The organism is Flavobacteriaceae bacterium GSB9 (genome assembly GCA_022749295.1).
GTDB lineage: Bacteria > Bacteroidota > Bacteroidia > Flavobacteriales > Flavobacteriaceae > Flavisericum.
The window spans coordinates 675,996-691,422 of sequence record CP062007.1 but is presented as its reverse complement, the minus strand read 5'-3'; the positions used below and the strand labels follow the sequence as shown (position 1 = coordinate 691,422).

Below are 15,427 nucleotides of genomic sequence, written 5' to 3'. Positions count from 1 at the left end.
TACAGGTATACGGGCTTTTCTTTTAATCGATATTTTAAGTGTTTTATCTGTTTTAAATGCTGTTGTAATAAATAATAAATAACTTTAAAGTAACTCCAAAGTATTTGTGAAATTTGACCTAAATGTATTGGTTTTTAAGTGTTAAACACTCCTGATTAATAGCAATAGTCTTTAATAAATTTAAATTAGAATAGCATGAATAAAATTACATGCATTGGTCTTCTATTTTTTACTATATGGTCTAATGCTCAAAATTGTAATAGTAATACAACAGTTGTACCCAGTTATACGGCTAAAAACACGGAAGATCTGGAGTTGGTAACGAGCTCAATTTATGCCGGAGAATATGTAACGGTGACTAACATTTTAGAAGAAAAATATACGTTTACATCCGAGTACCTTAATAGTAACGATTTCATAACGATAAGAAACGCTTCCGGAAGTGTGGTTTTGGCCGAAAGTGTTTCACCTTTAACTTATACGTTCCAGTCAGCTGATATTCCCACGGGAGAAATTCGGGTAATCATCCACTTGAGTAATAGCTGTGATGGTGACAGTAATAACCATACCGTTAATTTACAAAAGGTACCAACTTGCTATAAACCCGAAGCCCCAAGGGTAAGCTACTTGTCCAACACAAGGTTGGATTTTTATTGGAGTGCGCCAAGTACTGGGCCAAGCCCTTCAAATTACGATTGGGAAATTGGTATAACCGGTTTTACCCCTGGAACAGGTAACCACGTGGCTAATGGATCGACAGGAGGGGTGTTGGAGGCTTCCTCAGGTGAAAATGCATTGATGGCAAACACCACTTATCAGGTGGCTATCCGCTCCAATTGTGGGTCAGAAGATTATAGCAACTGGTTAATTACACCAAATATAACAACATTATCAACAGACCCTCCATCGAATGACATTTGTAGTGGAGCGACACTTATAATCCAGGAAACGGGAAAGGCGATTGACGGTAGTGATGCCACCTCCGTACCTGGAAGCGTTTTGGGAGGAGCAGAGACCAACGAGGATGCTGAAATATGTAACGCCAAAAGTGCCAATGCTAGGGACGATGTTTGGTATAGGTTTTTGGCCCAAACGACCGATATTAATATTGCCTTGGATCCTTTATTTGATGGTAGGCTAAGTTTATTTTCGGGTGATTGCAATACACTATCACTTTTAGATTGTAGTGATGGTATAACCGGTACAGGAGACGAACAAATTACTTATAATAATTTAACCATTGGCCAAACCTATTATTTTAGGGTGTATTCACAGGGGTTTAAGGCGACCAACCCCAATTTCACATACAAACTATGGTCTTCACAATCCATAACCGATGGTGATGTTGATGGTTATTCAACAGACGGAGGGGATTGCGATGATTTTGAATCTACTGTTTACCCAGGAGCCCCTGAAATCTGTGATGGATTGGATAATGATTGTAACGGACAGATAGACGAAGGGCTAGCGAAGGTTGATTACTATCCCGATAACGATGGCGACGGCTATGGGGATTCGAGTGCCCCGGCTACGAGTGTGTGTTCGGCATTACAACCCGTCAACACGGTTACCAACAACACAGACTGTGACGATAATAATGCAGGCATCAATGTGCCAATCACTTACTATGTGGATGCTGATGGCGACGGTTTTGGCTCGACCACTACGGAAGATTTGTGTGAAACCTCGGCACCAGTGGGCTATTCCGAAAACAATACCGATTGCGATGACGGTGATGTTAACCTTAACCCGGATACGACTTGGTATGCCGATAGTGATGGCGATGGTTATGGCAACAATGCAGTTACCCTGACACAATGTGAACAGCCCGCCAACTATGTTTTGGATAATTCTGATTGTGATGATAGTGATGTTAACCTTAACCCGGATACGGTTTGGTATACCGATAGTGATGGCGATGGCTATGGTGATTTAAACGTTGCCCAACTGTCCTGTAATCAGCCATCAGGCTATGTTTCCAATAGTTTGGATTGTAACGATTCAAATATTAATATTAATCCCGATGCTGCTGAAGTTTGTGACGGTATTGATAATGATTGTGACGGTTTAATCGATGACGCCGATGACAGTATAGCTGGTCAAGACACTTGGTATGCCGACAATGATGGTGACGGCTATGGCGATTTAAACGTTACCCAACTGTCCTGTAATCAGCCATCAGGCTATGTTTCCAACAGTTTGGATTGTAACGATTCAGATATTAACATTAACCCCGATGCTGCTGAAGTTTGTGATGGTATTGATAATGATTGTGACGGTTTAATCGATGACGCCGATGGCAGTATAGCTGGTCAAGACACCTGGTATGCCGACAATGATGGTGACGGCTATGGCGATTTAAACGTTACCCAACTGTCCTGTAATCAGCCATCAGGCTATGTTTCCAACAGTTTGGATTGTAACGATTCAGATATTAACATTAACCCCGATGCTACTGAAGTTTGTGATGGTATTGATAATGATTGTGACGGTTTAATCGATGACGCCGATGGCAGTATAGCTGGTCAAGACACCTGGTATGCCGACAATGATGGTGACGGCTATGGCGATTTAAACGTTACCCAACTGTCCTGTAATCAGCCATCAGGCTATGTTTCCAACAGTTTGGATTGTAACGATTCAGATATTAACATTAACCCCGATGCTACTGAAGTTTGTGATGGTATTGATAATGATTGTGACGGTTTAATCGATGACGCCGATGGCAGTATAGCTGGTCAAGACATCTGGTATGCCGACAATGATGGTGACGGCTATGGCGATTTAAACGTTACCCAACTGTCATGTAATCAGCCATCAGGCTATGTTTCGAACAGTTTGGATTGTAACGATTCAGATATTAACATTAACCCCGATGCTACTGAAGTTTGTGATGGTATTGATAATGATTGTGACGGTTTAATCGATGACGCCGATGGCAGTATAGCTGGTCAAGACATCTGGTATGCCGACAATGATGGTGACGGCTATGGCGATTTAAACGTTACCCAACTGTCCTGTAATCAGGCATCAGGCTATGTTTCCAACAGTTTGGATTGTAACGATTCAGATATTAATGTTAACCCCGATGCTACTGAAGTTTGTGATGGTATCGACAATGATTGTGACGGTCAGATTGATGAAGGTGTTAAGAATACCTATTATGCCGATACAGATGGCGATGGTTATGGAGATGCCAGTGCTAGTATTTTAGCCTGTTCAGCACCAGAAGGTTATGTTAGCAATAACACAGATTGTAATGACAATGAAGCCAACGCTTACCCAGGTAATGTAGAAGTCTGTGATGGCATTGATAACGATTGTGATGGTCAGGTTGACGAGGGTGCAACAAACAACTATTATGCCGATAGTGATGGTGATGGTTATGGAAATGCCAGTGCTAGTATTTTAGCCTGTTCAGCACCTGAAGGATATGTCAGTAATAATACAGATTGTAATGACAATGAAGCCAACGCTTACCCAGGTAATGTAGAAGTCTGTGATGGCATAGATAACGATTGTGATGGTCAAGTTGATGAAGGCGTTAAGAATACCTATTATGCCGATAGTGATGGTGATGGCTACGGTGATTTTGGAAATAGTCAATTGTCCTGTAACCAACCGCTTGGTTACGTTTCTAACAGTTTAGATTGTAATGATGCAGATGTTAATATTAACCCTCTGGCTATTGAAATCTGTGATGGTATTGATAACGATTGTGATGGTTTGATTGATGATGCAGATGACAACATAACGGGACAGGATACTTGGTATGCTGATAACGATAATGACGGATATGGTGATTTTACCAATAGTTATTTGTCCTGCAATAAGCCCATAGGTTATGTTTCCAACAGTTTGGACTGCGATGATACGGATGCTAATATTAATCCCAACGCTACAGAAATATGTGATGGCATTGACAATGATTGTGACGGACAAATAGATGATGCGGATAATGATATTACCGGACAATATACCTGGTATGCCGATAGTGATAATGATGGTTATGGTGATTTTGAAAATAGTCAATTGTCCTGTATCCAACCCTTAGGTTACGTTTCTAACAGTTTGGACTGCAACGATACTGATGTTAATGTTAACCCTGCCGCTACAGAAATCTGTGATGGTATTGATAATAACTGCGACGGTCAGGTTGATGAAGATGTAAAAAACACCTATTATGCCGATACAGATGGCGATGGTTATGGAAATGCCAGTGCTAGTATTTTAGCCTGTTCAGCACCTGAAGGATATGTCAGTAATAATACTGATTGTAATGACAATGAAGCCAACGCTTACCCAGGTAATGTAGAAGTCTGTGATGGCATAGATAACGATTGTGATGGTCAGGTTGATGAAGGCGTTAAGAATACCTATTATGCCGATACTGATGGGGATGGTTACGGAGATTCTGGGTCTAGCATTTTGGCCTGTTCAGCGCCTAACGGTTATGTTAGTGATAATACAGACTGTGATGATACAGAAGTAGATGCGTACCCAGGTAATACCGAAGTTTGTGATGGCATTGATAATGATTGCGACGGTCAGGTTGACGAGGGTGTAACAAACACCTATTATGCTGATAGCGATGGCGATGGTTTCGGAGATGCAGGGTCTAGTATTTTGGCATGTTCAGCGCCTAATGGTTATGTTAGTGATAATACAGACTGTGATGATACAGAAGCTGACGCTTACCCAGGTAATTTAGAAGTCTGTGATGGCATTGATAACGACTGCGACGGTCAGGTTGACGAAGGTGTTGAGAACACCTATTATGCTGATACTGATGGCGATGGTTATGGCGATGCCAGTGCTAGTATTTTAGCATGTTCTGCACCTGCAGGTTATGTCAGTAATAATACGGACTGTGATGATACAGAAGCAGATGCGTACACTGGTAATGTAGAGGTTTGTGACGGTATCGATAACGACTGTGATGGTCAGGTTGACGAAGGCGTTAAGAATACCTATTATGCCGATACTGATGGGGATGGTTACGGAGACATGAATAACGCTCTAGAGGCATGTTCTCAACCAGCAGGATATGTTACGGACAGTACCGATTGCGATGATACTGATGCGAATATCAACCCGGGCGAGGTTGAAATCCCAAATAATGGTACAGATGAAAACTGTGATGGTACCGATGCTAGCTTATGGTACCAAGATTTGGATGGCGATGGTTTTGGAAACCCTAATATTAGTCAGCAGTCTAATACCCAGCCTGCAGGGTATGTTGGTAATAACACGGACTGTAATGACAATGAATCGGCATCTTACCCAGGTAATGTAGAAGTCTGTGATGGCATTGATAACGATTGTGACGGTCAGGTAGATGAAGGTGTTAAAAATACCTATTATGCAGACACTGATGGGGATGGTTATGGTGATGCCAGTGCTACTATTTTAGCCTGTTCAGCACCTGAAGGTTATGTTATTGACAATACAGATTGTAATGACAATGAAGCCAACGCTTACCCAGGTAATGTAGAAGTCTGTGATGGTATTGACAACGACTGTGATGGTCAGGTAGATGAAGGTGTTAAGAATACCTATTATGCCGACACTGATGAGGATGGTTATGGTGATGCCAGTGCTACTATTTTAGCCTGTTCAGCACCTGAAGGTTATGTTATTGACAATACAGATTGTAATGACAATGAAGCCAACGCTTACCCAGGTAATGTAGAAGTCTGTGATGGTATTGACAACGACTGTGATGGTCAGGTAGATGAAGGTGTTAAGAATACCTATTATGCAGATACAGATGGAGATGGCTACGGAAATGTTGGCGCTAGTATTCTGGCTTGTTCAGCACCAGAAGGTTATGTTAGCAATAATACAGACTGTAATGACAATGAAGCGGCATCTTATCCAGGTAATGTAGAAGTCTGTGATGGCATTGATAACGACTGTGATGGACAGGTTGACGAAGGTGTTGAGAATACGTATTATGCTGATAGTGATGGCGATGGTTATGGAGATGCAGGGTCTAGTATTTTGGCCTGTTCAGCACCTAATGGTTATGTTACTGATAATACAGACTGTGATGATACAGAAGCTGACGCTTACCCAGGTAATTTAGAAGTCTGTGATGGTATCGATAACGACTGCGACGGTCAGGTTGACGAAGGTGTCAAGAACACCTATTATGCTGATACTGATGGGGATGGTTATGGAGATGCCAGTGCTAGTATTTTAGCCTGTTCAGCACCTGAAGGTTATGTTATTGACAATACAGACTGTGATGATACAGAAGCTGACGCTTACCCTGGTAATGTAGAAATCTGTGACGGTATCGATAACGACTGCGACGGTCAGGTTGACGAAGGTGTCAAGAACACCTATTATGCTGATGCTGACGGGGATGGTTACGGTGATGTTGGGAACACTCAAGAGGCATGCTCACAACCAGCAGGATATGTTACGGACAGTACCGATTGCGATGATACTGATGCGAATATCAACCCGGGTGAGGTTGAAATCCCAAATAATGGTACAGATGAAAACTGTGATGGTACCGATGCCAGTATTTGGTATCAGGACCTGGACGATGATGGATTTGGAAACCCTAATATTAGTCAGCAGTCTAATACCCGGCCCGCGGGGTATGTTGGTAATAACACGGACTGTAATGACAATGAAGCGGCATCTTACCCAGGTAATGTAGAAGTCTGTGATGGCATTGATAACGACTGTGATGGTCAGGTAGATGAAGGCGTTAAAAATACCTATTATGCCGACACTGATGGGGATGGTTATGGTGATGCCAGTGCTAGTATTTTAGCCTGTTCAGCACCTGAAGGTTATGTTATTGACAATACAGACTGTGATGACAATGAAGCTGACGCTTACCCAGGTAATTTAGAAATCTGTGATGGTATCGATAACGACTGCGACGGTCAGGTTGATGAAGGTGTCAAGAATACCTATTATGCCGATACAGATGGAGATGGCTACGGAAATGTTGGCGCTAGTATTCTGGCTTGTTCAGCACCTGAAGGTTATGTTATTGACAATACAGACTGTGATGATACAGAAGCTGACGCTTACCCAGGTAATTTAGAAATCTGTGATGGTATCGATAACGACTGTGACGGTCAGGTTGACGAAGGTGTTGAGAATACGTATTATGCTGATACCGATGGTGACGGATACGGTGATTTGGGGAACACTCTAGAGGCATGTTCTCAACCAGCAGGATATGTTACGGACAGTACCGATTGCGATGATACTGATGCGAATATCAACCCGGGCGAGGTTGAAATCCCAAATAATGGTACAGATGAAAACTGTGATGGTACCGATGCCAGTATTTGGTATCAGGACCTGGACGATGATGGATTTGGAAACCCTAATATTAGTCAGCAGTCTAATACCCAGCCCACGGGGTATGTTGGTAATAATACAGACTGTAATGACAGTGAATCCGCATCTTACCCAGGTAATGTAGAAGTCTGTGATGGCATTGATAACGACTGTGATGGTCAGGTAGACGAAGGTGTTGAGAATACGTATTATGCCGATACCGATGGTGACGGATACGGTGATTTGGGGAACACTCTAGAGGCATGTTCTCAACCAGCAGGATATGTTACGGATAATAACGATTGTGATGATACTGATGCGAATATCAACCCGGGCGAGGTTGAAATCCCAAATAATGGTATAGATGAAAACTGTGATGGTATCGATGCTAGCTTATGGTACCAAGATTTGGATGGCGATGGTTTTGGAAACCCTAATATTAGTCAGCAGTCTAATACCCAGCCCACGGGGTATGTTGGTAATAATACAGACTGTAATGACAGTGAAGCGGCATCTTACCCAGGTAATGTAGAAGTCTGTGATGGCATTGATAACGACTGTGATGGTCAGGTTGATGAAGGTGTTAAAAATACCTATTATGCTGATACCGATGGTGACGGATACGGTGATTTGGGGAACACTCAAGAGGCATGCTCACAACCAGCAGGATATGTTACGGACAGTACCGATTGCGATGATACTGATGCGAATATCAACCCGGGCGAGGTTGAAATCCCAAATAATGGTACAGACGAAAACTGTGATGGTACCGATGCTAGTTTATGGTACCAAGATTTGGATGGCGATGGTTTTGGAAACCCTAATATTAGTCAGCAGTCTAATACCCGGCCTGCGGGGTATGTTGGTAATAACACGGACTGTAATGACAATGAATCGGCATCTTACCCAGGTAATGTAGAAGTCTGTGATGGTATCGATAACGACTGTGATGGTCAGGTAGACGAAGGTGTTGAGAATACGTATTATGCCGATACCGATGGTGACGGATACGGTGATGTGGGGAATACTCAAGAGGCGTGCTCGCAACCAGCAGGATATGTTACGGATAATAACGATTGTGATGATACTGATGCGAATATCAACCCGGGCGAGGTTGAAATCCCAAATAATGGTACAGATGAAAACTGTGATGGTATCGATGCTAGCTTATGGTACCAAGATTTGGATGGCGATGGTTTTGGAAACCCTAATATTAGTCAGCAGTCTAATACCCGGCCTGCGGGGTATGTTGGTAATAACACGGACTGTAATGACAATGAATCGGCATCTTACCCAGGTAATGTAGAAGTCTGTGATGGCATTGATAACGACTGTGATGGTCAGGTAGACGAAGGTGTTGAGAATACGTATTATGCTGATACCGATGGTGACGGATACGGTGATTTGGGGAACACTCAAGAGGCATGCTCACAACCAGCAGGATATGTTACGGACAGTACCGATTGCGATGATACTGATGCGAATATCAACCCGGGCGAGGTTGAAATCCCAAATAATGGTACCGATGAAAACTGTGATGGTACCGATGCTAGCTTATGGTACCAAGATTTGGATGGCGATGGTTTTGGAAACCCTGATATTAGTCAGCAGTCTAATACCCAGCCTGCGGGGTATGTTGGTAATAACACGGACTGTAATGACAATGAATCGGCATCTTACCCAGGTAATCTAGAAGTCTGTGATGGTATTGATAACGACTGCGACGGTCAGGTTGATGAAGGTGTCAAGAATACCTATTATGCCGATACTGATGGTGACGGATACGGTGATGTGGGGAATACTCAAGAGGCGTGCTCGCAACCAGCAGGATATGTTATGGATAATAACGATTGTGATGACGGTGATTCATCTGTAAACCCTGGAGCAACAGAGATATTGGACAATGGCAAAGACGACGACTGTAACCCAACGACCTTGGACAGTTCTGCTAGTGTGGATGATGATGGTGATGGGTTCTCTGAAAACGAGGGTGACTGTGATGACACCAAGGTTACTATCAACCCGGATGCAACAGAAATCCCAGACAACGGTATTGACGAGGACTGCGACGGTTCGGATTTAAGGACCTGGTACCTTGACGGCGACGGCGACACATATGGAGACCCTGGCATGAGCCAAACGGCAAACTCACCCCCGCCGGGCTATGTTTCGGACAGCACGGATTGTGACGATGGCGACAGTACCGTTTACCCGGGAGCCATGGAACTTTGTGACGGCAAGGACAACGACTGTACGAATGGAATACCTATTGATGAAATTGATACTGATAGTGATGGTATACCAGATTGTATAGATAATTGCCCTAATATAGCTAACCCTAATCAAGAAGATAGTGATGGTAATAATATTGGAGATGCCTGTGAAGGACTTAACTCAGAAGAGTTTAGTTTAACGGAAATATTTATCAAGCCTAATCCTTTCAGCTCTAAAATTACTGTTTTAATGCCTTCAAATCTTAATGGTGAATTATTTACAATAACATTATATGATATTAGAGCAAGGATGGTTGTAAAACTGCATACAAAATGTAAAAATGGAGTCATTCAAATTAATAATTTAGACGTTTTTGATCAAGGTGTGTATTTACTTAAAATAGCTTCAATGGATAATAAACAATACTTTAAGCGCTTAGTTAAAATATAGAAAAAAGAGGCTGTCTAAACTTTTCAAACAGCCCCTTTTTTAATGAGTTAATTATTATTAATTTTAAAAAAAATTATGCTATTTTTTCAAGTAAAAGTCCTGTTGCCGTTAGTCCTGGACCAAACGCAATGGCTATAATTTTGGTACCTGTCTTAATGTGAGAATCATTAATGATTTTATCAAAGATATGAGGCAAGGTGGCTGAAGACATATTGCCATTATGTTTTAGTATTTCATACGACCAGTGTGCTCTACTATTGTCAATTTTTAATTCCCTAACTACATAGTCGATGATTTTTGGTCCGCCGGGATGAATAGCATAGTATATTGAATCCTTTTCAGCTTCAAAATCTAATCCTATTTTGTCACACATGTTTACAACAAACTTCTTTATATTTTTTCTAATAAAGACAGGGACTCGTTTAGATAATGTCATTAAAAAACTATATTCTCCTAAATCCCAGGTCATATCTTCTAAGCTGTCAGGTATTATGACTTCATGTGAAGCCAGAATTTTTAATCCTGCTTTATTACTTTTGATACCTTCTTCATAAAATAAGTTTTCATCATATAAAGAATAACCAATAAACCCATCAGAGAATAAGGAACAAATCATAGTGTTTGCGGCTGAGAATTCTGTTAGGTTTAAATGGACAGAAAGTAATTCTGTATGTACAATATCTACACGACCTTTAATCTTGCTTAATGACAGTAAACCTGACCCTGTTCTAATAGCTGGGAAAGCCCCATAGCAGCCCATGTGGTAGGAATGAGTAACTTTTACATCATTCCAATTTCTATTTATTACGGCTTCCTGAGCTAAACTAGGAGAAGAATAACCAGAACAAGTCACATGAATTAGATGTTCTGGTTTGTTTGGGGTATGTTCGTAGAATTTGTCGAATACATACCCTAATTTTTTTTTGAACCAATCCATTCGCATCTCTATTTTAGGTCCGTAATGACTATCTGGAAGAAACTCAAATCCTTTTGGAAAAATATAATTTGATGGTGTTGTATTTGCCATCTCATTTACTATAAAGGGCTCTATTTCATCAAATAGTAAAACCTGACGCTTTTCTATGCTTTTTGAAGGAATGGCATATTTATTTACATGATCTGAAACCGCACTAAAGTTAATTTCTTTTTTGTCTAACTCTAAATGCTTCTCTTTTTGTAATTTGAAGTTTTGAAAAAAATGATATAAGAATTTTGTGTATTGATTGATCAGGTTTTGATCAATCAATTTTCCAACTAATATGGGATGAAAATTAGAGAGGATAATATCATTCATTGTAATAACAATTACCTTATTATTACAAAGTTAAGCATTTCAATCCAGCTTATGAAGTTAAAACATTGATATTTAGCTGTATAAATTAGAAACTATCTTTTTGTAGCTTACCGTTTTAGGAATAATATTAAGGGTGAAAAGCTCATTTTGTACTCTTTCAATTGTTGCTTTATCAATAACTTCTTGAGACCATTCGGTAAGTTTTAGCCATTCTTGAACATCTTCTAACTTTTGTTCGTACCTGTTTGCAATAGTTTTGTCTATGCTCGGAATGGTTTTAAAATCGGCAGTAGTGTTGTTTATAGTGTCTAATATTATTTTTAAATCTTCGGTATTGGATTTAATAAAATCTACGCGTGCAGCGATGACAAAACAAGGCCAAGGGGAGGGGCAATCGCCAATGCGTCTAAATATTCCTTTATCGACGATAGGTTTGGTCATAAATTTTTCCCAAAGAAAATAATCGGCTTCGCCATTTGTTAACCCTTCCACAGCGCCTTCCAAGTTGTTAATCACTTCAAAATCTAAATCTTTATCAAGATTCCAATTATTGTCTTTTGCATTTATGTAGGCCATTAAATGCGAACCAGACCCAAAGCGACTAATAGCTGCCTTAGTGCCTTTTAAATCTTCAATAGTTTTATAGGGTGAATGCTGTGCCACATGAACGCCCCATACCAAAGGTGTTTGAACAAAAGTTTGTACAATTTTACTGGGGTTACCAGCAATGATATCTTTGGTGATGCCTTCGGTTAAAATTACAGCAATATCAATATCGCCATCCCTAAGGGCTTTGCACATAGCACCTGTGCCGCCTAGATAATCCTGCCAGCGTAAGTTGATACCTTTATTCTTGTATTCGCCGTCTTTTATAGTTAAATACCAAGGCAGGTTAAAATGCTCTGGTACACCACCAATCTTAACTGTATTCATCAATTTATAATTTTATTCTACTAATTTTTTAAGGGTAAATGTTATCAAGTCATCCACCGTTTGTTTGGGGGTTTTGCTAAAAGTTCCGTTAGGTCGGTTAGCTATAATGGCGTTCAAAGAAATGGCCTCGTGGCCCAAAAGTTTTGCCAAACCATAAATGGCAGAAGTCTCCATCTCTAAGTTAGTGACTTTTATGTTGTTATAATGAAAACTATCTATATTAGAATTTAAATCGGCATCTTGAATTTCTAACCGAAGTACACGCCCCTGTGGTCCATAAAAACCTCCTGCCGTTGCAGTTAGCCCGTTATGTATTTCTCTATTTTTAAACTTATTGAATAGTTTTTTACTACAATCCACTACAATAGGCTGTGACTTAGCTTTGCTCCAATTGGTATGCTTGATAAAAGCTTGTTCTATATCTGGGTTCGAAATAGAATGGATTTGATAGGCGTGCAACAAACCATTTAAATCTAGGGCAAATTGACTTGCCAAAAAGGAATCAACAGGAATATTTTTTTGCAAAGAACCAGAAGTTCCAATTCTGATAATATTTAAGCTGGTAAGTTGCTTTTTTACCTTTCTACTTATAAAATCAATGTTAACAAGAGCATCCAATTCGTTTAAAACGATATCTATATTATCAGGACCAATACCTGTCGATATTACTGAAATCCGTTTTCCTTTGTATGTCCCGGTATGAGTTTTAAACTCCCGTTTTTGGGTTTTAAATTCAATGGCATCAAAATGAGAGCTCACTCTTTTAACTCGATCTTGGTCTCCAACTAAAATAATGGTTTGTGCAACATGCTCGGGTCTTAAATTTAAATGATAGATGCTACCATGGGGGTTTAAAATAAGTTCGGATTCTTTAATTGGCATTAAACACAGATTTTATGAGTTTATTTTTCTTTTTACTGAATAAAAAATCTATTTTTTTTACACCACCAAAAACCATGTTATTATCAATTTCAAGGGAAAAATTTTGTTGTTTCAGTAGCGCTTCATGGCCTTTTCGGTTTAATTCCAAACCATTGTCACTAATAACGTAAAACACATCGAGTTGGTCAATAATACGAGACAATTGGAGGTCTCCATAACCATAATAGCCTTGATAATTTAAGGCATATCCTAATAAATGGTGTTTTGAAGTAATACTGTATTTATTAATGATTTCCAGTATGTTTCTTTCAAGGGTGTTGAGACCATCTATAGAATCAGGAAAACGCTTGAGGTGTGCTTTTAAGCAATTACTCAAATAATCAAATGAAGAAGATTTTACAATAAAAGGCTTTAATAAATTATGGTCTAGGCCACAATAAACACCCCAAATGGTTGTGGCCATTTCTATGTCGTCTTCGTTGAGTAACTTTTTAGATTTATAGTGGGCTTTTAATTCTTTTGAAGATAACTCTGCAAGCCCTTTGAGTCCTTTAATGCCTTCAATGCGTCCGCTACAGACCAAATACACCGGTAAATCTATCTTTTTTTGTTGAATAAGACTGATAACGGCAACCATGTTGATGTGGCAAAACAGGTCGTATTCAAACCAAAGCACAATTTCAGAGTAGTTTTCAGAATCGTTAAGTTTTTCCAACTCTTGTTTTACCTCTTTGGTATTGACCTCTACATCGTAAAAATCACTTAGAAATGCATTTCTAACTTTTAAAAATTCAGGGGAGTCAATATGCTCAATGGTTGGCCCTTCGCACAGCATTTCTTGCCATGTTAAGATTTCGCCTTTAACTTCTAATTCTTTCAAATAATTAGTTAAAACACTACCATTGGTAATATGAAGGGGCGTTTTTTCCATGTTTTAGCCGCCAACACGTTTTACATTAAATCCTTTTCCTTTCAGAATTTCCATAATTTTATCGCGATAATCGCCTTGAATGATAACCTTTTCGTTTTTGAAACTACCGCCAACACCAAGTTCTGTTTTAATTTCCTTGGAGAGAATTTTAAAATCTTCTTGGGCTCCATTGTATCCCTCAAGAATGGTAACAGGTTTGCCTTTTCGTTTTTCGTATTTACAAATTATGGGGTCGTCCTGTATCCAGATATTGGGTTCATTTGGTGTTTCAGAAGTGTTTTCCTCTTCAACATGTTCGGGGAACAAGTTTTTTAACTGGTCTTTTAAATCCATCTTATTGCTTTTTTGAACTATTTTTTTATCAAGCCAAGTTCAATCAACCGTTCATTTAAAAATTCACCGGCCGTAATATCTTCGTAAAGTTTTGGGTGTTCTTTATCTATACATTCCTCTAAGACATCCAATTTCATATCACTTATCGGATGCATAAAAAACGGAATGGAATACCGCGAGGTGCCCCAAAGTTCTTTTGGAGGATTAACCACACGGTGTATTGTAGATTTAAGTTTGTTGTTGGTGTGCCTAGACAACATATCACCTACATTTATCATGAGTTCGTCGGATTTGGCAATAGCATCAATCCATTCGCCTTTGTGGTTTTTAACTTGTAAGCCTTTGCCTTGAGCACCCATTAAAAGGGTAATTAAATTGATGTCGCCATGTGCTGCTGCACGTACAGCTTCTTTAGGCTCTTCTTTAATTGGTGGATAGTGAATTGGGCGCAGAATAGAATTACCGTTATGAATGTAACCGTCAAAATAGCTTTCTTTTAGGCCAATGTGCAATGCCAATGCCCGAAGCACATATCTTGCTGTCTTTTCCAGCATTTTATAGGCCTCTTTTCCAACTTTGTTGAACTCTGGCAGTTCTTCAACTACAAGATTTTTGGGGTACTCGGCATTTAATTTATCATTATCTTCAACGTACTGTCCAAAGTGCCAGAATTCTTTTAAATCACCTTCTTTTTTGCCTTTTGCGCTTTCTTTTCCGAAGGAAACATAACCACGCTGACCTGCAATTTCGGGGATTTCATATTTCTGCTTCGTTTCTAACGGAAGGTTGAAAAAATTCTTGACCTCGGCATAAAGCTTCTCAACCAATTTGTCATCTAAAAAATGACCTTTTAGCGCAACAAAACCAATCTCTTCGTAAGCTTTTCCAATGGCACTAACAAAATATTGTTTTTTATTGGAATCATTAGAAAGGAAGTCTTTTAAATCAACACTTGGTATTGTATTCATACGGATTAATTTTCGTGAGTGGTAAAAACAAATGTACAAAAACATTGTAAAATCTAATACATTAGAATACGTATAAGTTTACAGTCTATTAGCCTTTTTATGGTATATTTG

The 15,427-nt window shown here is 39.7% G+C and carries 7 protein-coding genes; 1 reads left to right on the top strand and 6 read right to left on the bottom strand.

What is annotated here, in order from left to right; all coding sequences use genetic code 11:
• Positions 1-195: 195 nt before the first annotated feature.
• Entirely contained in the window at positions 196-9,975 is a 9,780-nt protein-coding gene (locus GSB9_00613) for a T9SS type A sorting domain-containing protein (GenBank protein UKM64066.1), read from the top strand.
• 73 nt (positions 9,976-10,048) lie between these two features.
• Here the strand turns inward: GSB9_00613 and GSB9_00612 are convergent, their stop codons facing one another.
• From GSB9_00612 to GSB9_00607, 6 genes are all read right to left on the bottom strand, one after another.
• Entirely contained in the window at positions 10,049-11,269 is a 1,221-nt protein-coding gene (locus tag GSB9_00612) for a hypothetical protein (protein UKM64065.1), read from the bottom strand.
• A gap of 72 nt (positions 11,270-11,341) precedes the next feature.
• The gene (locus GSB9_00611) at positions 11,342-12,202 is read right to left on the bottom strand and encodes a substrate-binding domain-containing protein (GenBank protein UKM64064.1); all 861 of its coding nucleotides are present in this window, start codon (positions 12,200-12,202) and stop codon (positions 11,342-11,344) included.
• 12 nt (positions 12,203-12,214) lie between these two features.
• Positions 12,215-13,084 (bottom strand): nucleoside phosphorylase, encoded by an 870-nt coding sequence (locus tag GSB9_00610; protein UKM64063.1) that lies wholly within the window; start codon positions 13,082-13,084, stop codon positions 12,215-12,217.
• Positions 13,074-14,015 (bottom strand): DUF1835 domain-containing protein, encoded by a 942-nt coding sequence (locus tag GSB9_00609; protein UKM64062.1) that lies wholly within the window; start codon positions 14,013-14,015, stop codon positions 13,074-13,076. Before GSB9_00609 ends, GSB9_00610 begins: the two co-directional genes overlap by 11 nt.
• A gap of 3 nt (positions 14,016-14,018) precedes the next feature.
• Positions 14,019-14,348, bottom strand: a complete 330-nt coding sequence (locus tag GSB9_00608; protein UKM64061.1) for a translation initiation factor — start codon at positions 14,346-14,348, stop codon at positions 14,019-14,021.
• A 17-nt stretch (positions 14,349-14,365) separates the two neighbouring features.
• Positions 14,366-15,316 (bottom strand): isopenicillin N synthase family oxygenase, encoded by a 951-nt coding sequence (locus GSB9_00607; GenBank protein ID UKM64060.1) that lies wholly within the window; start codon positions 15,314-15,316, stop codon positions 14,366-14,368.
• Positions 15,317-15,427: the final 111 nt, after the last annotated feature.

Coding starts and splice junctions, on each gene's coding strand:
- GSB9_00613 (UKM64066.1), top strand. CDS start 196: ATGAATAAAATTACATGCATTGGTCTTCTATTTTTTACTATATGGTCT.
- GSB9_00612 (UKM64065.1), bottom strand. CDS start 11,269: ATGAATGATATTATCCTCTCTAATTTTCATCCCATATTAGTTGGAAAA.
- GSB9_00611 (UKM64064.1), bottom strand. CDS start 12,202: ATGAATACAGTTAAGATTGGTGGTGTACCAGAGCATTTTAACCTGCCT.
- GSB9_00610 (UKM64063.1), bottom strand. CDS start 13,084: ATGCCAATTAAAGAATCCGAACTTATTTTAAACCCCCATGGTAGCATC.
- GSB9_00609 (UKM64062.1), bottom strand. CDS start 14,015: ATGGAAAAAACGCCCCTTCATATTACCAATGGTAGTGTTTTAACTAAT.
- GSB9_00608 (UKM64061.1), bottom strand. CDS start 14,348: ATGGATTTAAAAGACCAGTTAAAAAACTTGTTCCCCGAACATGTTGAA.
- GSB9_00607 (UKM64060.1), bottom strand. CDS start 15,316: ATGAATACAATACCAAGTGTTGATTTAAAAGACTTCCTTTCTAATGAT.